Below are 22,055 nucleotides of genomic sequence, written 5' to 3'. Positions count from 1 at the left end.
TACGAAAAACTCCCTTCATAGCAGGAGAGAAATCTCCAGCTGCTATAAAGGGAGCGTATCAAATGATTTTTTTATATCAAAGAGAATATTGGCCTTGTTACCAGTCAAAGAAAAATTTTAACATTAAAACAATAACTGCATATCCTACAGCCCCTGTTAAAAACCATTTAAAGTGGGCCTCTCTTTCTTCCGGCATCTCATATTTGATAACGTTGAGAATCATCGCACCGGAAATAAAAGAGAAAATAACAGCGAGGACAAGCGTATTAAAGGTTATAAAAGAACCAACCAGCCAGCCGATAACGATTCCTGCTGCCAGCACGTACCTGCCATATTTATTATACATTTCTGAATTTTCTCTCCACATATCATGAGCTACTGCAAAAAAGTGCAGGCCGATAGCTGAAGAATAAAAAGCGACTTGTATCCCTTGTACCTGTGATTGAATAACAACAAATGAAATTAACATATTATAAATGCTAAAAAAGATAATTTGCACCCAAAAAACGCGGTTTTCAATGGCCTTTGCCTGAGCAGTGTCTGACTCCTTCTCTGATCTGTTCAAAGACCGATTTACTATATTTTGAATACCGAAAAAAAGCAGCATACCAATTAATCCAACAAAATATAATTCCGATTCCATTGCCAAATCATCTGTATCCTGCAAGCTTGCCTGTTCTTCATGAAAAGCAGGTAATACATAGACAAAGATATACGCAGCTGCAATCCCTCCGGAAAAAGACAGCCAACGATCTCTTTTAATACGATCAGAGGGCAGTATCTGATTAGTTAATAAATGAATGGTTATCAATATAACCCCAACCACGAACGCTCCAATTGTCAATATTTACACTCCTACGTTCAAAAAATCTTTCCTTCATTCAATAACCTATACCCCTAATCATCTCGTTAAAAACCAACTTTATCACTCAACCAACACCTTATTCTACTCTTTTTATCATCCCATTGAACGCAACCTTAGAACGGGAATAATGGATAACTGGATTTCCACCTAAAAGTTCTTTCGATAAAAAGGAAACCATCGTCTGCTTTTCTAAAGTGACTTCTGCATTTTGGACTTGCCACTGCTTATGCTGAATATCCCCGCGATATAAAGAATCCTTTTTATATGACCAGAAGATGTACCGCTCCAACAGCCAATAATCAAGGCTTTCTGTTTCCGGATAAAAAGCTGCTTCCACCGGCGTATAGCTTGCTTGAAATTTAGCCGCCACCTCTCCTCTACGTGAGCTCTCCAGATAATAGGCATCAGCTGATGTCTCCATTTTCATATCTGCATGAAGAAAAGGAGCATGTACTATTTTTGCTCCTAAAACGACAACGAATTTATTCGTATCCATCGTAAAGAAATAAACGCCTCTTTCTCCATTTCTTTTTACATACGTTCTTACATTCAGCTGCAGCATTGGGCGCAGAAAAGGGGTTCCAGGCAGATAGCGAAAACGGTTCTTGCTTACTTTGAAAGCAACAATACTAATCCACGCCTGTCCATCATAAGTATCCAGTTCTACTCCTTTGGGTAACTGGGCTGCTAAAGCATCCCGTGATACTGGCAGATGGATAAATAACAGATGCTCCCATTTTTGGAGAAGAACCCATGAAGAAGGATGATGCATGCCTGCTTTTTGGATTGTTTTTTTAATGATCATATGGATTTTTTCCTGTTCATTTTTTTTGAGTATGTTTATACATCCATTAGTCTAAACAGCTTTATACTCCGTTATTCGCTCTGCTTCAAAAAAAGCACATCAATCAGGAAGCACATCTATCCACTTACTTAGCAACAAACTTTCCTCTTCGTTTTAATAATATATACTCCAATGTTCCTGTCCCGACAAATATCCCGCACAGGATGAAAACAAATCCAATGATATGAAATAATGTCAGGCTTTCATTTAAGAACAGTACAGAACCAACTATTGCAAAAAGAGTATTCAGATTCATAAACAGCGTTGTTTCCGCAGGACCTACCTGCTTAATCGCTAAATTATAAATAATATGACCAAAGGCCGTACACAACAGGGAACTAAAGAGAAAAACCAGCCCCAGCTTCCATGAGAACAGCTGGGTTAAATCGGAAACTTGATTATCAAAAAGCTGACTCGTCAGAAAGATAAAACCCGATCCGAGGAAAAGCATAAAACCTGTACTCAATATCGAATCGAAATCATCATGGTATTTTCCTATTAAAATAAAGCTGAAGGCCTGCACTAAAACAGCAAAAAAGACAATCACATCACCTATTGCTATACTGTGAAAACCTCCACCTGAACTCGTCGTCAGAAAAATACCAGCAAACCCTAAAACAAATCCAAATAAACGCAATTTCGGAACACGCTGTTTTAATAATAAAATCGCTAATAAAACAGTCAATAATGGTCCCGTCCCTAAAATCAAGCTGCTGTTTACACCAGAGGTATATTTTAACCCGACACTCAGCAGCGTATGATGGAGGACAACATTAAATATCCCGACATAAAGGATAACCTTCCATTCTTTTTTATTCGGCCATCGAAAATGACCCATAAATAAACAAATTAAAAGCACCGCAGCCCCCGCAACAAAAATACGGAGCGCTGTTACTAAAATCGGATCAATATCAGTAACCAAAACCTTAATAGCGGAAAGGTTGAATCCCCAAAACAGCATTACAATAAATAAGAGGATATGTATTTTTTTCAATTCAACACCTGATTTCTATTTAATATACAGAAAATTTTAAAATAAATATGTCTTCTATTAAACTATCATATTGGGTGGGGAATTTCAAAAGGGGGTTTTTTTGGTTTTTCTGCTTTCAGTATAATTTTCCCTTTAACAGACTAATTTATAGCTTATTAACATCCAATCAAATTTCATCCTGACTGTTTTAATAAATTTACGTTTTTGATAGTTTAAAGGAGAAACATACAATGAAAAGACTGATATAATTCATAATACACTTTGACAACCATTTATAAATCCATACTTAAATTATATGATAAAATCAGATTACAATCTATTTCTGAAAGTCATTATCGTATATAGCAAGGTGCTTGAGAAAATATGCCATTATTTAGACATAAAATTTCAATTTAAATAAAGGAACAATACTTGAACACAGGGCAAGAATTATTTAAGAAACAACAAAATGCAGAAGACACACCGTACAATATATCAGCATAAAAAACTAAGGCATTCCCAAAGTTTTTGGTGAACCCCTTAGTTTTGCTTTTATAAATTGGTTTACTTATTCGTCAATGGAAATAACTTCTGAAACCATTACCTGCAAATCATAAGTTTAAAATTTGCCAGTTCAAAATACTTTTGAGCCAGACTTATTTCCTTCAAAGACACTTATACGTATTAACTACATTTTCTATAGTGTATCCATACCTTTCAATAACCTCGTTACCAGGAGCTGAGGCCCCAAATGAATCAATACTCATTACAATCCCGCTATCTCCAACATATTCTCTCCATCCAAGTTTAGAGCCCATCTCAATAGAAACACGTTTTCTTATACCTCTTGGAAGAACACTCTCTTTATAGGCTTCCGATTGTATTTCAAAGCGATCCCAGCTTGGCATACTTACCACATTAACAAATATATCTTGCTTTTCTAATTCTTTTTGGGCTTCAATAGCTAGGTTGACTTCTGAACCGGCAGCAATTAAAATTCCTTCTGGTTCTTGTACCGATTTAGAAACCACATAAGCACCTTTTCTCACGCCATCTTTAGCAAGTTCTGCGGAATTCTTCAGTGTAGGTAAACCTTGTCTGCCAAGAACAAGCATCGTTGGTTGAGAAGTATTTTCTACTGCAAGTTTCCAAGCTTCTTTCGTTTCATTTGCATCTGCCGGGCGGATAACGGACAATCCTGGCATTGCGCGGAAAGATGCTAAATGCTCGATTGGTTGATGTGTTGGACCATCCTGTCCTACCGCAACAGAATCATGTGTGAACACATAAGTCACTGGGAGCTCCATTAATGATGCTAAACGGATAGCCGGACGTAAATAATCAGAAAATACAAAGAAAGTACTAATAAATGGGCGCAAGTGATGAAGTGCTAAACCATTAGCAATCGCTCCCATTGCAAACTCACGAACTCCAAAACGCAAGTTCCTTCCTTGATATTGACCTCTTTTAAAATCTCCCTCATTTGTTAAACGTGTTTTCGTAGAGGAGTCTAAGTCTGCAGATCCACCTATTAATTCAGGTAGCTTTTCTGCTAATTTATTCAATGTACTACCTGATGCAACACGTGTTGCAAGTGTATCTTCTGAGGAATACGTAGGAAGATCTATATCCCAATCATCAGCTAACTCTCCTTTTACAATGCGGTTTAACTGTTCTCCAAGTTCAGGATAATCCGTTTTATAGATTTCAAACATTTTATGCCATTTCTCTTCAGCGGTCTTTCCATTTTCTTTAATTGTTGCAAAATCCTCATATACTTCTTTTGGTACATGGAACGGTTCATATTCCCATCCGTATACTTCTTTCGTACGTTCAATTTCCTCTTTACCTAATGGGTCACTATGTGCATGATGTGTTCCTTGTAAGTTCGGAGAGCCATATCCAATTGTCGTTTTTATTTCAATAACAGTTGGACGTTCCTTATCTTGTTTCGCCTCTTCAATTGCTTTTGTAATTGCTTCTACATCATTACCGTCTTCAACATTTAGATACTGCCAACAAGCTGCTTCAAAACGTTTTTGAATATGGTCGCTAAACGAAATATCTAAATCGCCATCTAAACTGATATCATTAGAATCGTAGAGAACAATAAGTTTATCTAATTGAAGGTGTCCTGCAAGGGAAATAGCTTCATAGGAAACACCTTCCATTAAATCGCCATCACCACAAATCGTATACGTATAATGGTCTATCATTTTATAGTCAGGCTTGTTATATATTTCAGCTAAATGCTTTTCTGCAATTGCCATTCCAACACTTACTGGAATACCTTGACCCAGTGGACCTGTGGTTGCCTCTACTCCAGGAGTAATTCCATATTCCGGGTGACCAGGTGTTTTACTGCCCCACTGCCTGGTCTGCTTTAAATCTTCGATAGTAATAGGATACCCAGATAGATGTAATAAATTATAGAGAAGATTAGACCCATGCCCAGCAGAAAGCACAAATCGATCGCGATTAAACCAGCTTGGGCTTTCCGGGTTAATACTTAAATGTTTTTTCCATAATGCATATGCCATTGGTGCCGCTCCCATTGGCATTCCTGCATGCCCATGCTGAGCTTTCTCTACACTGTCAATTGTTAATGTTCGAATGGTATTGATGGATAGTTCAGAAATGGTATAATCTTTCGTTGTCATTAAAAATCTACCTCCAATATAAGATTAACTCTCTTTTATGATGTGATAGAACAAGTGCATATATTTTCCAACTATATGTACTTGTTCTACAACGTACTTTTTGCTTAACCTACTTTCGTTTCTTCTGATCGATTACTATTTTTCTTTTTTCCTGGAATAATCATCAGAAGAATAATTACTGCCAAGCTAACCGTAATTGCAATCGGCCCTGCATAGTTTGCCAGACTTCCAAAGAAGATACCTGATACGCCAAAATCTGCATCAGAGAAGGTTGTATTTGCAAAACCTAAATCTCCAAGTACCGGCATTAAGAATACTGGCAAGAAGGAAATAATAATCCCGTTTACAAATGAACCTGCTACCGATCCTTTAAACCCGCCAGTAGCATTACCAAACACTCCAGCTGCTGCTCCAGTAAAAAAGTGAGGAACTACACCAGGAAGGATAATTACTCCTCCTAAGAAAATCATGATTACCATACTTGCAATACCGCCTATGAAACTTGCAAAAAAACCAATTAACACGGCATTAGGTGCATAAGTGAAAATAATCGGTACATCCAATGCAGGTTTTGCATTTGGAACAAGCTTTGTAGAGATACCTTTAAATGCTGGTACAATTTCTGCTAGAACTAGACGTACTCCTGAAAGAATAACGTAAACCCCTGCAGCAAATGTACCTGCTTGAATTAATGAAAATACAAGAAAATTTGTGCCCCCGCTTAATTCTGCTTCAATAAATGTTGGTCCAGCAAAAAATGCAACAATCAAGTACATTACTACCATCGTTAAAGCAATACTTACTGTACTATCGCGTAAAAAACCTAAACCTTTCGGAAATTTAATATTTTCTGTAGAATTTTCTTTACTCCCTTTAAATAGTTTTCCAACTAATCCGCTCGCAGCATATCCAACAGCACTGAAATGACCTAACGCAACATTATCGTTTCCCGTTAATTGACGCATGAAAGGCTGTAAAATTGCTGGGGATAATGTCATTACTATCCCTAAAGCTACCGATCCTGCTGCAATTAACCCGAATGTGTCGAAACCGGCAACTGCCATAATAACTGCCAGCATACAAGCTAAATAAAGCGTGTGATGTCCGGTTAAGAAGATATATTTATACCTGGTGAAACGGGCAATTAATATATTAACGATCATCCCAAAAAACATAATCAGGGCTGTTGTTGTTCCATACTCGGTTAACGCCAAAGCTACAACAGCTTCATTATTTGGTACTACTCCAGACACATTAAAAGCTTCTTCAAACATGGCACCAAACGGCGTTAATGACCCGGATAGAATACCAGCACCAGCTGCAATGACGAGGAAACCAACAAAGGTTTTTGTCGTTCCTTTTACAGTATCCGCAAGACCTTTCTTCTGAGCAATTAATCCAATTAAAGCAATTAAAGCTACGAGTATTGCCGGTTCACTTAAAATATCAATCATTGTACTCATATGGAAAACCTCCTTTTTCAGTTAAGCAGTTTTTATAGATAACCTTTTTCACGCACCACTTTCTCTACTTTTTCACGCAGCTCATCCATATCAATAATACTTTCTAAAACCACAATCTCACCTAAATGACCTCCGCCATCAGCAATATCCTTAGCAAGGAAAAAGACATCCGCATCTCCAGGCGTTGCAGAACTCAAATCTGAATGAGCAACCTCTATACCTTCTACACCTAATTCTTGTAGAATCTGATTAATATTCATTTCTACCATAAAACTTGTACCTAATCCTGACCCACACACTGTTAAAAATTTCATAATACCTTCTCTCCTTCTTGGATAATAGATATAATTTCATCTATAGATTTTGTTTCTTTTAAACGGGTAATTAAAGTTTTATTCCCTAATATTTTGGTTAACTGGGCCAAAGCTTTTAAGTGCGCTTCATTGTCCACTGCAGCTAAGCAAATGAATACATCAATTTGATGATCCTCTTTACCTAATAATGCAATGGGCTGTTTTAACTTCAGCAGCGACATCCCCAATTTATTCACACCATTTTCAGGTCTTGCATGTGGAATACCTACACCCTTGCCAACATGGATGTAAGTTCCTAATTCTTTCACATTTTTTATCATCGCCTCTACATATGATTCTTGAATAATATGCTGATCAAGTAATGGAATAGAAGCTTTACGAATTGCTTCTTCCCAGTCAAGTTTCTCTTCAGTAAATTGAATCATATCTTCGGTTAGTAATTCGGATAACATCGGTTTATACACCTCTTTCTGATTACTTGTTGCGTAAAATAATTGAACGAGATTTCCGTACAGTTTTTCTTCATTGGTGACTGTTGCATTTTTTTTGATAACACTCATAATCTCATCAATCATCAAATGCTTTGATTGACTCGATAAATTAGGAAAATGTCTATAAACCGATTGTAGTAAATGTTTTTTCTCCACCAGGGTCATCAAAGGCTTCACTACAAATGTCGGCTTTGGAGATTCTACCGGTATGGTTGAAAATACTAAATCATAGTTTTGTACAGATATATCTGTAAATTGATCCCCATTAAACACCTCAGAGAAATAAATTTCAGGAAACAATTCTTTCAGCTGAGAAGCCAGCATCATGGATGAACTGATTCCATTTGCACAGACAATTAATCCGGTAATTCGCCCAATCTCCATTGTATTTTGGCGATCAATAATACTGCCAAAATGCATGGTGAAGAATCCAATTTCATCATCGCTTATTTCTTTTTTTGTCCAACTTGCTAATGGCGACAAGGAGCGTTTTACAAATTGGAATAGCTCAGCATACTCTGATTGAATCGTCGTTGACAACGGATTATGAAAAGGAATTTCAAATAAAATTCGGAAATATGCAGGCACTAAATGATTAAACAAACTCTCTTTTAAAAGCTGTTTATTCTTCACAGGAAGGAGCGTATTTTTTTCAAATTCTTCAATAATCTTCTCAGATAATGTTAAAAGTCCTGGGTTGTCAACTCGTTGAATATGTTCGATTGCTGTTAATAATAAAATCGTTATCAGATATATTTCGTTTTCAGAGCTGTCTTCTCCATACAGCTGTTTGAAAAGAGAACTTACCAAACAAAATAATGATTGATTTTCTAACAGCTTCTTCTCATTCTCTGAAAAGAATAGGACTCCTTTTTCACCTGCTTGAAAAAATGTAAAATAATAAATCAATTCAATTTTTCTTGTTTTTACTAATTGCACCCCGTGTTCTGCAAGCCATTTTTGCATGACATCATTTGTCCGGTTTAAAAAATTTTCCTGATCCCATGCTCTAAGAATATAAATGATAAATTCTTCTCCCATAGATTGGCTTAATAATTGATGGATGCATGAAATGACGCTTCTCCGCTTCTCCATCTCATTTCCTTCAATACAATATCCTTCATTTCGGCTGTACCTGAAGGTCAGTCCTTTTTCCTGACAATGCTTTTTCAACCTGCGTACATCACTTAATGCGGTATTTTTACTTACTTTAAACAGAGATTGCAAGTGAAAATTAGATACAGGCTCTTTTCGGATATAAACATAGAGATAAATCATGTAAAATCGGTTATCCTCTGAAAAATTATATTGTCCTATGCTCCTATCAGAATGTAATTTTTCTCTTAAAATCTCTCTGGCTTCTTTCGAGATTTGAAAGCGTTGGTGGCTAATTTTTAACTTCGGAATGTTGCAATCTTCCAAAATTCCATTTACCTTCTCAAAATCATACATCAACTGTCGATCAGATAATTTTAACTGTTGCATCAACTCCAGCTTTGTAATCTGCTCATGGTTCATTAATTCTTCAACTAGTCGAATCGAGCGCTGATCTAACATGTTACTATCACCTCTCAATATAATTATAAAACGCTTACAACATTGTCACAACAACGTTTAGGCACAACTTATGATGAATATATTGACATAGATTGTGCTTTCCTTTTCTGGAATTGATTCTAATTCTAAGGTACTCTCAGCACTTTCAACGTCTAAATATAATGTTGATTCCGTTAGCCTTGAAATGGTCTGTTATCAATTTCAATAAAAATGAAATAAAGATAACCAAAACTTTATATAATGAAGATAATAGTATAAGAAAGTATGTTTTGATCTCCCCAAAAACAGACGGTTCTATTCGAACATTTGAAATCAGGAAAGAAATCATGAATTTATTGCGTAGTCATAAAAAAGACAACTAAAAACTCAATCCGTATTTAAAGATAGATTAGAGGAGTTTCATGATGCAAATTTTGTTTTTACTATGTTGACGGTTATCCATTTATACAAAAAATGTTAACACTCGAATGACGCGACTTTTAGCTTATACAAATATTAAAAGTACGCAACACAATATATATTCCGCCACTCTCATGTAAGTATGTTAACAGAGCAAGGGGGTGACTTAGCAACTATCATGGAAAAAGTAGGGTATGATGATATGCCAACTACAATAAGAATTTATACACATGTCACAAAGAAAATAAAAAAAGACGCTTCCGCAAAAGTGAAAACTTTATACGAAAACGTCCTTCAAGATATTATTTTAAAATAAAATGTTACCTTTTTGTGATATTTTTAGAGTTTCATCAACACTATAAAGCTCCAAAACCCTTCTATATCAATATTCAAGGCGGGATAATTACATCATCCCAGGCATGAACCACTTTGATATTTTTACTTCTATTGTCTTTTAATTACCTATTATGTAGCGAATATATTAAAGGTATTTAAATAATTTTTATAATCATTGGTATTACTTTTTAAATAATTAGTGGTCAAAATACGGTCATCCATATTATATGAATACTGTAACACTTTCTTTTATATTCCTATAAGTAATTTTGTGTTTTATTTTCAATAAATTATATCACAATTTAAAAGAGAGGTCTCCCCTCTCTTTAAGTCTGTTCTATAAAATCATTTACTGTATCCTTTTATGTACCGTTATGCATGGTTTATCCCCGAAACGCCTGTCCACGTATTATTTTTTTATTACCATTCAGACACAATGTCCACTATTGCTTTAAATGCTGGTTGCGCAATCCACCAACGCTTTCTATTCTTACGGACCTCATGTACCCTCATTCTTGGATCACGAAGAATTTCATCTTCCAAATATTTCACCGACATACAAGTGACCTCAGCTAATTTATTGATGTCTATAAGCACCAATTGCTGATGAATTTGCTTACTAACTTCTTGTTCAACGAAATCTCTTAAAGCTTTCTCATCTAATGAAATTTTTATCTCTCCAGTTGGAAACAAATTTTCACCTCCTATATACTTTATATTCTACTCCTATATACTTTATATTCTACTTAGAAAGAATTTTCTCTTCTATAATAAATGTTAGCAGAATTTAAATTATCAAACAAAACATAATAAAGAGTATCTTAAAGTATAGATTTATGATAGAATCTGGTCTGGGTTGGGGCTATAAATAATACGTGGGTGAACGTTAAATTATAACCAAATAAAAAAGACGCACCGTCCTTGTAGTGCGTCTTTTTGTTCCTACATAAAAATGAGATAACATAATATATCGTTAAAAAAATAAACAAAAGGATTATATAGGAATAGGTAAATTATAACATACAGAATGCATAATAAGTATATATTTTTTGATAATTTACACTTTTATCACTTGCACTATCCAATTAAACGGAATATCAATTTCTCTATCCTCATCATTGGAACATCTAACCACCATATCCCAAATGTTCATAGGTTTGTCTATGTAACAAGTTATTTCATGAAAGTTATCATCTTTAAAATATTTAATATTTACCTTTGCCCCTTGCTTGTAAGCGTCATATATCATACTTCCGTTGTATTCTAATTGATCTAAATCCAATACAGGCTTTTCCATTATGCACCAATGCCCCTTTTCGCTTGGCCACATGACAGGATATTTTCTAATTTAAAGCTGCGTACCTGTTTGCGATAATAGCAGTAAGCAAGAACTCTTTTATCATCTAACCCCACTACTCTTATAATGCGTTGACTAACCTTACCTTTGCTATCCATATAATAAATCATGATTTTATCTTTTCCGTTCATTGTACTTGTTAAAAATCCAATCATAATTATCCCTCCAAAAATTGCCGTTTGACGAATGTTTGTTCTGGTTATATTATAAATGTATCACAAAAACAAGAACAAGTGTACTGTTATTTTTTAACAAGAAAGGATGGGTTGGAATGGAAAATGTAGCTATAACGTATGTGACACCGGAGATGTACGGTTACAAGGATAGGGGTGTCCTTAAGTGGCAAGGGATGATTTTAGCTGACCATACGGATGCACTCAAAAAAGAATTAAACGGATATGAAGAAGTGAAGCCTAAAGAAGAAATGACGGAGGATGCAATTTCAGAAGTATTGAATAAGGCATTTATAAATTCCTATCCTGTTTTAATCCAGGCAAACGTAATGCAAAACGGACTATATTATAAAGATCTTCAATGCAAAGTGGATGGGTACGCAGAAGGTCAAATTCATTTAAAACTCAAAGATGGAAGGACTACCTGTTGTATTCTTGAAGAAATAAGAAATGTGGAAATGATGAATCCTTTGGATTGGTATGATAAGCTAAATTAAGATACCGCAATACTACAAAAAGGAGTAACATTATATGACAGAAAAATATAGATTGTTTTTAGATAAAATAAAAATACATGAAAATCATTTAAAAAAAGAAGTTAAATTAGCGCATGAACTAGAGGGAAATTCACCTTACATTGATGATTACCAAAAAAAGAAAATTATCGATGAGGATGGAGAAACCATTGTTTTTATCTCCAAAATAGAAATTAATGAATTTAAATATAGCAAAGAACGTGATGAAATTTATCATAATCGCATAACTGGTCAAGCATTAAATTATTGGCTAGACTTCTTTATAAATAAAGTTAAAATCTAAAATATGTAAAACCCTCACATAACTGGGGGTTTTTTTATTCCTTCTTCGAATTTCACTCCTTTCTCGATCAATATACGCAATATCGGAAAAGAAGTTTTATATAATATTAAAACGTAAGAAAGCATATAATAATATATCAATTTGGGGCTATTTTGGGGCTAACAAAACAATATGTGGATAGGCGTTGAAATAGGTAGATTCCTTCTGCCTATTTTTTATTTATTACTCAGACAGCTAAAATCATTGGATAATATAATGAAGTGTTATATAGTAACTAGAAATAATATAATAACAGGACGTGATGACCTAATAATGGCTAAAATTGATTTGACCGGGAAGCGTTTTGGGAGACTTGAAGTTTTGCATGAAATAGAAAAGAAAAACAGAAACAGACGCTGGCGTTGTTTGTGTGATTGTGGTAATTATACAAATGTGGATCAAAATCTATTGAGACAAGGACAAAGTAAGTCCTGCGGTTGTTTACAGAGGGAATTAGTATCTGAAATAACTGCTTCCAAGGTTGCTAAGAAGTCTAATATTGCTGGAAAAAGATTTGGCATGTTAACCGCTTTAAAGAAAACAGGTAAATCTAAAAATAGAAATAAATGGTTATGCAAGTGCGATTGTGGCAAGAAAATTAAAGTAGTAACCTCTAATTTGACTGGCGGGAACACTAAGAGTTGTGGTTGTAATGGAAACGATGGACTTAAAAACATTTACCCAAGAAACAATAAATTTAGAGTCATAATAACTAAAAATGGAAAGCAAAAATATGTGGGTACCTTCAATACAGAAGAACAAGCCATTGATGCTAGAAATCAAGCGAAACTACACGGGTCATGAATACGCCTAGTATGTAAAGCCCCCACAAGCTTGAGGGCTTATTTTTTTACCAGAATTCATCAAAACAATGACTGGATTTTTTCTTACAACGACTTTTGCAGCAATTTTTTCGGCATTTGTTATGATTATCATAATGGTCGTCTTTTTTACACCAATTATAATCATAACCATAATCATATTCTTTTTTCTTGTGGCAACGACATTTACAATGATCATCGTATTTCTTCTTACATGGGTCATAATAGTAACACATAGCTCTATCACTCCTTTCTCAATCAATATACGCAATATAAGAAAGAGAGTTTGGACAAAGCTAATAGTAGACAACACATTTTTGATACAAACATAGGTTCACGTGTATTAGTATGACAAAATAAAAAAGACGCCCGCATAATCGGACGTCTTTTTGCAGCGTTACAGTTAGTCAAATACTAACGATGGAGGTATTAGATCACCTGCAACTCTACGGTGACATTATAGCTTAAGATTTTTTATTTTGTAAAGCCCCCACAACCAAGTAAAGACTTTTTACTCTTTTACCATTTTCAAAACTTTATCCAGTTTTTGTTTTTTCCCTATCTTATAATAACTTTCAAACGGGCAGCCTATCTCTCGTATTCGTTCTACTGCGTTTCCGATTGTGAATGTGGTTGGTTTTAAATCTCCATGAACGTGCTTTAAGAGTCGCTAGACAGAGCTAAAAATGATAAATCTAAGCCAAAACAAGCAACAAAAAAAGAAAACTGCTGCCAAAAAGTCTACGAAGACGCCTGCAAAGAAGAAAAAGGCAACTTCATGATTGCCCTTATTTATTTGAGGGTTTTTCTTATTTTATTTGAGAAATGATGTTTTTATTAACATATTGTGGTATAATTTTTCACATAATTTTTTAACTGAGTATTTTTAATCTTTACTTAACTTAAAAGGATGTACAAACAATGAGTCAAAAAATATTAATCGTCGACGATGAACAGCCAATTGCTGATATATTACAATTTAATTTAGAAAAAGAAGGGTACCAGGTAGTGGTAGCAAATGATGGAGATACAGCGATTGAGCTTGCAGAAGCAGATCGTCCTAATCTTATTCTATTAGATACCATGCTTCCTGGAAAAGACGGAAATGAAGTATTGCGTGAGGTACGTAAAACACAAAGAGTCCCTATTATCATTCTGACTGCAAAAGATGCTGAATTTGATAAAGTACTCGGATTAGAACTGGGTGCAGATGATTATGTGACCAAACCATTCAGCAATCGTGAATTAATCGCTCGTGTGAAGGCAAATTTGCGACGTGAAAATGTCCTGATAGAAGAGCCGGCGAAAACACCGAAGGATATTGTGATTGGTGATTTAGTCATATATCCTGAAGCATATGTTGCTTCTCGTAAAGGTGTAAAGGCTGAATTAAGACATCTTGAATTTGAACTATTATATTATTTAGCGCGTCATATTGGGCAAGTCATGACACGTGAGCACTTATTAAGAACAGTATGGGGTTATGATTACTTTGGTGATTTGCGCACCGTTGATGTGACTGTTCGTCGTCTGCGTGAAAAAATTGAAGATAACCCTAGTAACCCATTATGGATTGTAACAAAAAGAGGTGTCGGATATTATCTGCGCAGACCTTGACAGGAGTAAGGCATAATGAAGTGTGATAATATGTACTCAATTAATTTTGCAATTGTTGGAAGTGCTTCTTATTTTGAAAATAACTTAGATCATCCTCTAGATAGGGCACTTGATGACCAATACTGGTCAGACTCCAACTCGATTTATAAGTGTTTTGTTCTAATGAAATAGTGTTTTTATCGACTATATTATGGCACAATTTTCCTGTTCGTATAAACAATAAGAGAAGAATGCAGTAATGAGGGGGAAATTTGATTTGGATAAAGATTTAAAATAATCTATCGAAATGCTTCAAAAGGGGAGGATTTAAATTAAATTATGGAAAAATGTGTATTCTGCCAAATCGTTAATAAAAATAAACCAGCCTATATAATTTACCAAAGTAAAGATGTAACTGCGTTTCTGGATATTAACCCTGCTGCAAAAGGACATGTATTAGTCTGTCCGTATTTCTAATGCCTTGATGGAATCTCTAATCAATGTTTCGAATTTACTGATTCAATCAGGACTATGTAATGATTATTCAATTGTGCAAGCAAATGGCGATTCAGCCAGCCAACATAATAACCCTCTTCATTTTCATATAATGCCTAGGCAAAAAAATGATCAAATACATTTTAAACTAGATACAGATAAAATAGCTGCACTAAATGATAATTTAGACAAAGTATATGAACATCTTTTATCATTTAAATGTTCGTCGAAAGATCAGTAAAAATACTATCAAGAATGAAGAGTGTATAGAGTGCTGAAAGATAAACAGACCAATTCTTAACGTCGCTTAAGTTTTTAAAGCCCCCACAAAGTGGTAGTGAGGGCTTGTTTTTTATCTAGTATAATACCTTACATACTGCGTGCTGGCAGTGATATACAATCCACTCTTAAGCTGATACATATATCCATTACCAACTTTAAATTTATCTTTTACCACAGTAAAAACTTCTCCTTGATTAACAATAACGGCACGATCATTCCAGTTAGCAGTGTTGTAAGTCCATAAGGACGGCGTGATGACCTCAACGTAACCTTGCTTGCCAGAGCCCCCATTATTACCACCACCAGACTTTTTCTTCAATCCAAGAGCTTGAGCGATACCATTAGCATGTCCTAAGGCAATGCGGTCAAGGTAGGTATCAGATTTTAACTTATTTGCATCTGCTGTCGTATCAATGAAGCCATTTTCTGTTAAAACTGCTGGCATACTCGACTGACGTAACACATGGAAATTAGCTCGTTTTTTACCACGATTGTTAAAATCGACTTGCTTCATAACTTCTGCATGAAGCTTATCACGATACGTTACCGTATTATTAGATACGCCTCCATTATAAATATAGTCCTCATAGCCCGTACCGCCTCCAGCATTAATGTGGATGGATACAAAGTAATCAGCACCCCAGCTGTTTGCATCATTGGTGCGTTGTGCAAGACTACGAGTTATGTCGCTTGTCCTACTCATACGAATGGTATGCCCTTCATAATCACGATTTAAAATGTCTCGTGTTTTTAGTGCGATTTTTAAAGTAAGCACCTTCTCCTGCAAGCCATTTGCAACTGCACCTGGATCTGTTCCGCCGTGTCCTGGATCTAAATAAATTTTTGACATAATTAAATTCCTCCTAAAATAATTTTTTATATAGAAAAAGAGCAGCTGTAGCTACTCTTTACTTGGTTAAATAATTTTTTTGCAATACTTCCTTCTGCTGCTTGCCTTTCCATGTAATATAGTTATTTTTAAACCATGTCCAGACCGTAACTGCACCAGCTAATACTTCTGCAATAATATCCTCGCTAACAACCGGAATTGGCTGTAACCCATAATTAGATAACAGCATGTTTACCCAAACAATTACTAATGCAACTGTTCTTATGATTGTTCCTTTGTCCATCTGTGTCACCTCCTTATATAAAAAATCAGCCCTTGTCTGGACTGATTGCATCAATTCTCTTATGCGCTTGTTTACTTGACTCTTCTACCCTAGTTACCCGTTCACCTAATGCGCCAATTTCTCTCGCATTGGCTCGCAAATCGATCCTTATGTTTTCAACGCCATTACCGATATTATCTAGCTTTGTTTCAATAACTGCCTCTCTCGTAGCATCATTTTTCACATTTTTTTGATGCTCTGTTTGTTGCTTTTGCTTATTTAATTGATATCCTAAAAAAGCAATAATAATTGATGCTATTGATATTAAAATACTGAATTCGACTGTCATGCTCGACCCCCTGTTTTCAGACATAAAAAAGAAGCTAGCACAGTGCTAACCTCTTTAAAAACACCAGATTATACTTTGAATTGGTGCTCAATAAATATTTATTTTTTAAGTTGTTTTTCGATTTCTCTCTCTGCTATCTCCATTAATTCCATTTCTGATGTTGAACTAATATTTTTTAAACCATGTAGATCATGTACTCCATCATATTTCATTACTGCAACTTGAAAAGGAATATCGGTTGCTGTAGTAAATGTTTCCATAACTACTAAATAATTATCTTTGTCAGTTATTTCTAAATCAATAATCTCGGAAACTATCAATTTAATCTTCATGCATTCCTTTCCTCTTTTTGTTCTTTGTTATAATTCGACAAAAAAGACGGAAATCCTGCATAAAAAATAACGCTTATTCAGCGTCGTTGTTTTCTTCCTCTTCATTTTCCTGTTCTCTGGCTGTCAATCGTTCCAGCACCTTTTCTTTAATCAATTCTGGCAAGTCACCATTCATTCCAGCTTGGAAATAATCCATCATTGGGACGATGATCGCACCGTCAATATTAAGACGCTCCCTGTCTCCACTGTCGTCCCTCGGTTCAGTACCGCGGAAATTAATTAATCTGACCTGTTCGCCATCGACTTCAATGTTGCGTGAGCTTGATTCAGTAAATTCGTAATTATTCATCACTATCATTCTCCTCCTCTTTGGTTTGCTCCTCTGCATTTTCAAAAGCATCTACTAAAGTAAAATGCGCAATAGCATCTTCGCCAACCAGCTCCTTCCCATAATCATTGACAAGCTTTTTGACGGTATTTAACGCTGATTGAAGGTTCTTATCATCAAGGACAAAATCCTCTTCTAACAGAGCAACTTGCGCCTTGTTGAAGGCACGCTTATCCTTAATGGCAGGCTGTCCATCATCAAGATAAACAACCTCACCCTCATCGTCCAGCTTGGCAAACTCTTTCATCAATTCGTTGGATTCTTCTGCCACCTGCTTTTGCTTTTCTTCCAGTGCCTTCACAACACGCATCCGATGAATTGACTTCTCCTTTTTCGGATTGAGTGATTGTACTAAAAAATTATTGATAATGCGGATATCTCCATAAGTTAATTTGATTGTCATGCTGATTCCTCCAATTGTGCTACTCTTTGCTTGAGCGCTTTGTTTTCTTTTTTTAATTTGGTTACCTCATTATTGATATATTGATACTCGATCCGTTGCCAGTTTAGTTCCTCGTCTATGCTATCTAAACGTCTTAAATTATCTTGGATAACATGCTGATGCATAAACAGGATATTATCTTTTTTGATCGTTTCCTCATCGTTTTTTACAAGATAGTCGTTCCGCATTTTCAAATCATCGATAATAAACCCGACTTGCCTGTCGTACATGGTCTGTGGATTGTCTTTGTTAAATTTCATCCTCTCATCCCGGCGCCAGTCAAAGGTCACTATCTTGGCATTACGGATAAATTCTAAGCTATCCGCTAAATCCATCGTGCCTTCGTTCTTTTTAAATTTACGGGCAGAGTTACCTTGCAATGCGCCATGCAGGTAGTTAGCACGCACAGAATTTACGTAAACATAGGTCAAATAATTAGATGACCTTCCAAGATTGTAGTTGTAACTTCCGGAGTTTAATCCAGTAATAAATAGATTTTCACCACTGTTCCAATCTGTGGAAAATGACCAACCACCCAGCCCATAAGCATCGCGTATTTGAACTGTGCTGTTACCTCTGATTACATTTACATACAGTTGATTAAATCTGTTAGCCGGTGTGCCTAAATCATAATTATACGCACCGCCATTGATTGGCCGGATAGTCGGTGAACCGTTAAAGTCGATGTCAATACCTTTATCAAAGTTGACTGCCTCGGCTCTAAACTGGAATCGATAACCACTGATACTATTTTCCCCGCCATCAGCGATTGCTCTAGTCGTATTCCAAATAGCGCCACTATAGTAAGGTGATAGCGTATCTAAGTTCGATGCCCCCGTTGTACCTGAATAAGCAAATGGATATCCTGACAATGATTTACCCACACCAAAACCAGAAGAACGAGTAACTCCGCCTTCTGTATCAGCGTACTGAATCCTGTTAGATACGTTTGTAAAATCAATTCTCGCCCCGCTGCCAAGCGTAAAATGTGCGTTACGCATGGTGAGGTTACCTGTATTAAGGTTTAAATCCATATTGTTATTATTGGATAGCAATCTGCCGGAACGAAGCGTACCCATGTTACCAGTAATCGCAGATAAACTAGCCGCGTTAACTTTATCGGCATTAACACTTGCAATTTTTGCGCTTGTAACGGCTAAATCATCTATCTGCGCTGTGCCTATGATGGCTCTTTCTAACTTAGCTCTCTCAATCGTGCCATCGGCTATATGGGCATTTTGGATAATTGCTTCATCGATAAGTGATAATCCGTTTAGGTGGATTAATGCGCCGGATAATCGTATGCCTTCACGATTGATGTTGATTTCAGATACAATTTCATCGACGTTTACTTTTAATAAAATGTCATCTTCAAGTTGACGTATGGTTGATTCTGCGACAACCATTCTACTATCCATATCTTTGTAATTTGGACTATAATCAGATACCTTATTGCCTTTTTCTATTTGGGCTCCCCAAACAAAACATCTCAACCAAAAATTAGCATGGTGTGTTCGAAATTGTATCTGAATTAGATTTCCATCATTTTTCTTACCTGTAAATACAATTCTTTTGGCTTCGTTACCATCCAATTCAAAAACAGGAATATTGTTGTCTTTATCAATCATCCCGTTAAATCTAACAGATATAGGATGTTCTCTATCATTTTTTACATAAATAGAAACAGTGTATTCCTCTCCTGAAACCATTCCTAAATCCCAAGCATCCCATTGAAAAAAAGCTTTTAAAGTATAAATTGAATTACCGGCATTGGAATAAACCTGTGTAGCATCACCAACATTCCATTCAGACACTTCTATATCTTGAGTTAAAGAAGGTGATGTTCCTGCTTCAGGATAACCCCGTATCTCCGTTATTGGATTAGTATTTGTTAATAAATTTCTCCCGCCAATCTCAATACTAGAAACCGCCTGCTCTATCCCCCACGCATACACTCCAACTTCAGCTATAGAATCCCTTAAAAACCGTGACTCTTCATTAAATTCTGTTTCAGTTACCCGGTTTATAATTTCGCGTTCGTTCTGTCGGATAAGACTTTCTTGATGTTCTAGATCTTTTACTATGCCTTCTTTATCCGTTTCATAAGTTGTGATGCTAACTGTATTTTCAAACATGTCATCGATATTTTCGATAGTATAAACATCACCAATATTGACCTTATCTACAAGTTGACCATCTATAAATTCCAAGTCATCTGCTATTTCACTGATATCTCGCATCACATCTTCTCGAGTAATCTGTATTTCCTCGTCTGTATAGATACGTGCCTGCTGATTAATTAAGTCTTTGGCTTCCTGCGATATTTGGTAAAAGTCTACGCCGTTTTCACCGATGATATCGCTGATACGGTGTAATTCTCGCATTCTTTCAGCAAGTTCTGGACCCCACATGATATCCTCTGTCAATACCCTGTGAGTTGCCGCTCGAACCTGTACAGACCAATCAGACGGTCTTCCGTGGTAATTGACCGCTCTCACGCGATAATACCAGACTTCATCTGTGCCAACCGTATGCGCAAAGGCGCTGACATCACCGCGCCATAAAAGATGCTGTGTATCTGGCACAAAGTCCTCGGTACGACTGCCATAGACCTCGTAATGCTTGATAAACATTTCATCAGCATACTGCCAGTAGAGCTGAATAACTTCCATACCACCATAGGCTTCCAAGTTAACAGGCATGGAGGGTTTTCGGTCTGGATAGCTACCTTCAGTAATCTGTTGCTTCGGAGGATTATTTTTTATATCCTCTATTTTCTTATTGAGGTCGTTAAAATCGTCTCCTAAATCAAGAAACTGTCCCATCTCAACAACCATTGTGCCTTCGATATCCATTAGGTCATATTCCATTGCAATAACACGCGCTTGAACTTCGATAGGTCTAGCAAACTTTCTATCTATCGCCTGGCATGTATCTCCTAGGCTGACTTTTTCGTCAACTAATTCAACGGATAATCGGTAATTAACTTCTGGTCTTTTGGCATCTTGCAAAGCCTCCCATGTTGCTTTTAATAGGTCTTCCGGGTCTTCATAGTCTTGATTGCTAAACTCTCCATCACGATGCCTTTTTACTCCATTTTCAAGTATTCCGTATTTATCTAGTGCTTCCGGGTCTCCTACCCATTTTTGACCTAACGGCTTATTAACAGGGTCTCCTCGAGTTGTACGCCATTCCACATCGCCAAAATCAATATACCTAGTATTGCCTCCGCCTTCTGTTTCAAGGCTAGCCCCGCGTCCATATAATGCTGTTTTGGGATAACTAAGCACTGTACGACCTATTTCAGTAGTATTATGGTCAATTTCCAAGCGCTGTCCTTGCTCCCTGCCTAAACGTTGAATAACCTTAACGTAGCACCCTTTTATATCATTGGTTATCTCGTCAAACTCAACTACATCTTTAAATTCTCCGCCCCAAGTATCTAAAGTTTCCCAAATCGCTTCTGCGCTGGATATATAATAAAAGTTGGTTGTAGCTCTGCCAAGCTCGACTTCAACACTTGATTGCCAACGTGTGCCATCAACTGCAGCAGTTAATGCAACATCCGCTGTTTGGTCAACAAAACGACGTTCTACTACGATATGGTCATTTAATTCAGCTATAAATGTTGGCTCGCAGGTTGCTATGGTAGTTGGTCCGTTGCTATCGTTACTGTCGTCAACTTCTTTAATTGTCATCAAACGCCAGTCGCCTTCGTGGTCCTTGAACACTACTTTATTTTCTTCTTTGACGTGTTTCGCTATCGGCTGATCAGATTCAATTTCAAAAGTAAAAGGCTCATCTGGTACACTGTTTACCTCTATACGGTAATGTGTTTCGATAAGCCCTGTAGATTCGGATATGACTGTTAAAGGTGTCTCATGCTGACTAAAAATATATAATTCTGCCATTGGTTTCCTCCTTTCTTGCAGGAATTTGAATTTTTGT

23 protein-coding genes are annotated in these 22,055 nt (G+C 36.2%); 5 read left to right on the top strand and 18 right to left on the bottom strand.

The genetic code is table 11. The annotated features are described in order from the left end of the window. Nucleotides 1-97 precede the first annotated feature (97 nt). The 10 genes from MKY45_RS06435 to MKY45_RS06390 form a co-directional block, all read right to left on the bottom strand. Entirely contained in the window at nt 98-844 is a 747-nt protein-coding gene (locus MKY45_RS06435) for a hypothetical protein (RefSeq protein WP_042532548.1), read from the bottom strand. 97 nt (nt 845-941) lie between these two features. Further along, entirely contained in the window at nt 942-1,670 is a 729-nt protein-coding gene (locus MKY45_RS06430; protein ID WP_256705889.1) for a YqjF family protein, read from the bottom strand. Nucleotides 1,671-1,794: 124 nt separating this feature from the next. Then, nucleotides 1,795-2,703: a DMT family transporter gene (locus MKY45_RS06425; protein WP_341172724.1), complete on the bottom strand. Its 909-nt coding sequence runs from the start codon at nt 2,701-2,703 to the stop codon at nt 1,795-1,797. A 644-nt stretch (nt 2,704-3,347) separates the two neighbouring features. Then, nucleotides 3,348-5,342, bottom strand: a complete 1,995-nt coding sequence (gene tkt, locus MKY45_RS06420; protein ID WP_042532544.1) for a transketolase — start codon at nt 5,340-5,342, stop codon at nt 3,348-3,350. A 104-nt stretch (nt 5,343-5,446) separates the two neighbouring features. Then, nucleotides 5,447-6,805: a PTS ascorbate transporter subunit IIC gene (locus tag MKY45_RS06415; protein WP_042532542.1), complete on the bottom strand. Its 1,359-nt coding sequence runs from the start codon at nt 6,803-6,805 to the stop codon at nt 5,447-5,449. 32 nt (nt 6,806-6,837) lie between these two features. Further along, on the bottom strand, nt 6,838-7,119 hold the full coding sequence (locus MKY45_RS06410) for a PTS sugar transporter subunit IIB (protein ID WP_256705888.1): 282 nt from the start codon (nt 7,117-7,119) through the stop codon (nt 6,838-6,840). Continuing rightward, nucleotides 7,116-9,167, bottom strand: a complete 2,052-nt coding sequence (locus tag MKY45_RS06405; protein WP_256705887.1) for a BglG family transcription antiterminator — start codon at nt 9,165-9,167, stop codon at nt 7,116-7,118. The genes MKY45_RS06410 and MKY45_RS06405 overlap by 4 nt, the downstream gene beginning before the upstream one ends. 1,155 nt (nt 9,168-10,322) lie before the next feature. Further along, a complete protein-coding gene (locus tag MKY45_RS06400) occupies nt 10,323-10,595 on the bottom strand; it encodes a hypothetical protein (protein WP_341172723.1) in 273 nt (90 codons plus the stop codon). Nucleotides 10,596-10,959: 364 nt separating this feature from the next. Next, nucleotides 10,960-11,199 (bottom strand): YolD-like family protein, encoded by a 240-nt coding sequence (locus tag MKY45_RS06395; protein WP_341172722.1) that lies wholly within the window; start codon nt 11,197-11,199, stop codon nt 10,960-10,962. Continuing rightward, nucleotides 11,199-11,414 carry a hypothetical protein gene (locus MKY45_RS06390; RefSeq protein WP_341172721.1) on the bottom strand — a complete coding sequence of 72 codons (216 nt, stop codon included), beginning with the start codon at nt 11,412-11,414 and terminating at the stop codon, nt 11,199-11,201. Before MKY45_RS06390 ends, MKY45_RS06395 begins: the two co-directional genes overlap by 1 nt. Before the next feature lie 116 nt (nt 11,415-11,530). On the opposite strand from MKY45_RS06390, the gene MKY45_RS06385 reads away from it, so the two are divergent. The 3 genes from MKY45_RS06385 (at nt 11,531) to MKY45_RS06375 (ending at nt 13,094) form a co-directional block, all read left to right on the top strand. Continuing rightward, entirely contained in the window at nt 11,531-11,929 is a 399-nt protein-coding gene (locus MKY45_RS06385; protein ID WP_341172720.1) for a hypothetical protein, read from the top strand. A 34-nt stretch (nt 11,930-11,963) separates the two neighbouring features. Continuing rightward, nucleotides 11,964-12,251: a hypothetical protein gene (locus MKY45_RS06380; RefSeq protein WP_341172719.1), complete on the top strand. Its 288-nt coding sequence runs from the start codon at nt 11,964-11,966 to the stop codon at nt 12,249-12,251. A 312-nt stretch (nt 12,252-12,563) separates the two neighbouring features. Then, a complete protein-coding gene (locus tag MKY45_RS06375; RefSeq protein ID WP_341172718.1) occupies nt 12,564-13,094 on the top strand; it encodes a hypothetical protein in 531 nt (176 codons plus the stop codon). Between the two features lie 6 nt (nt 13,095-13,100). On the opposite strand, the gene MKY45_RS06370 is transcribed toward MKY45_RS06375, so the two are convergent. After that, nucleotides 13,101-13,310 carry a hypothetical protein gene (locus tag MKY45_RS06370; RefSeq protein WP_341172717.1) on the bottom strand — a complete coding sequence of 70 codons (210 nt, stop codon included), beginning with the start codon at nt 13,308-13,310 and terminating at the stop codon, nt 13,101-13,103. A 722-nt stretch (nt 13,311-14,032) separates the two neighbouring features. Here MKY45_RS06370 and yycF point away from each other — a divergent pair. Both yycF and MKY45_RS06360 read left to right on the top strand, forming a co-directional pair. Beyond that, nucleotides 14,033-14,728 carry a response regulator YycF gene (gene yycF / locus MKY45_RS06365; RefSeq protein WP_341172716.1) on the top strand — a complete coding sequence of 232 codons (696 nt, stop codon included), beginning with the start codon at nt 14,033-14,035 and terminating at the stop codon, nt 14,726-14,728. Between the two features lie 318 nt (nt 14,729-15,046). After that, nucleotides 15,047-15,184 carry an HIT family protein gene (locus MKY45_RS06360; protein ID WP_341172715.1) on the top strand — a complete coding sequence of 46 codons (138 nt, stop codon included), beginning with the start codon at nt 15,047-15,049 and terminating at the stop codon, nt 15,182-15,184. Nucleotides 15,185-15,554: 370 nt separating this feature from the next. On the opposite strand, the gene MKY45_RS06355 is transcribed toward MKY45_RS06360, so the two are convergent. The 7 genes from MKY45_RS06355 to MKY45_RS06325 form a co-directional block, all read right to left on the bottom strand. Beyond that, entirely contained in the window at nt 15,555-16,334 is a 780-nt protein-coding gene (locus MKY45_RS06355; protein WP_341172714.1) for an N-acetylmuramoyl-L-alanine amidase, read from the bottom strand. A gap of 58 nt (nt 16,335-16,392) precedes the next feature. Continuing rightward, on the bottom strand, nt 16,393-16,617 hold the full coding sequence (locus MKY45_RS06350; protein ID WP_341172713.1) for a phage holin: 225 nt from the start codon (nt 16,615-16,617) through the stop codon (nt 16,393-16,395). Between the two features lie 25 nt (nt 16,618-16,642). Further along, on the bottom strand, nt 16,643-16,945 hold the full coding sequence (locus tag MKY45_RS06345) for a hypothetical protein (protein ID WP_341172712.1): 303 nt from the start codon (nt 16,943-16,945) through the stop codon (nt 16,643-16,645). 98 nt (nt 16,946-17,043) lie between these two features. After that, nucleotides 17,044-17,277, bottom strand: a complete 234-nt coding sequence (locus MKY45_RS06340; protein ID WP_341172711.1) for a hypothetical protein — start codon at nt 17,275-17,277, stop codon at nt 17,044-17,046. 73 nt (nt 17,278-17,350) lie between these two features. Continuing rightward, entirely contained in the window at nt 17,351-17,626 is a 276-nt protein-coding gene (locus MKY45_RS06335) for a hypothetical protein (RefSeq protein ID WP_341172710.1), read from the bottom strand. Continuing rightward, entirely contained in the window at nt 17,619-18,068 is a 450-nt protein-coding gene (locus MKY45_RS06330; RefSeq protein ID WP_341172709.1) for a hypothetical protein, read from the bottom strand. Before MKY45_RS06330 ends, MKY45_RS06335 begins: the two co-directional genes overlap by 8 nt. After that, nucleotides 18,065-22,018 (bottom strand): phage tail protein, encoded by a 3,954-nt coding sequence (locus MKY45_RS06325; protein ID WP_341172708.1) that lies wholly within the window; start codon nt 22,016-22,018, stop codon nt 18,065-18,067. Before MKY45_RS06325 ends, MKY45_RS06330 begins: the two co-directional genes overlap by 4 nt. Between the last annotated feature and the right edge of the window lie 37 nt (nt 22,019-22,055).

It is taken from the genome of Oceanobacillus sp. FSL K6-0251 (assembly GCF_038004725.1).
Taxonomy (GTDB): domain Bacteria; phylum Bacillota; class Bacilli; order Bacillales; family Amphibacillaceae; genus Oceanobacillus; species Oceanobacillus oncorhynchi.
The sequence above is the reverse complement of the archived record's forward strand: the minus strand, read 5'-3'. Positions and strand labels throughout refer to the sequence as shown.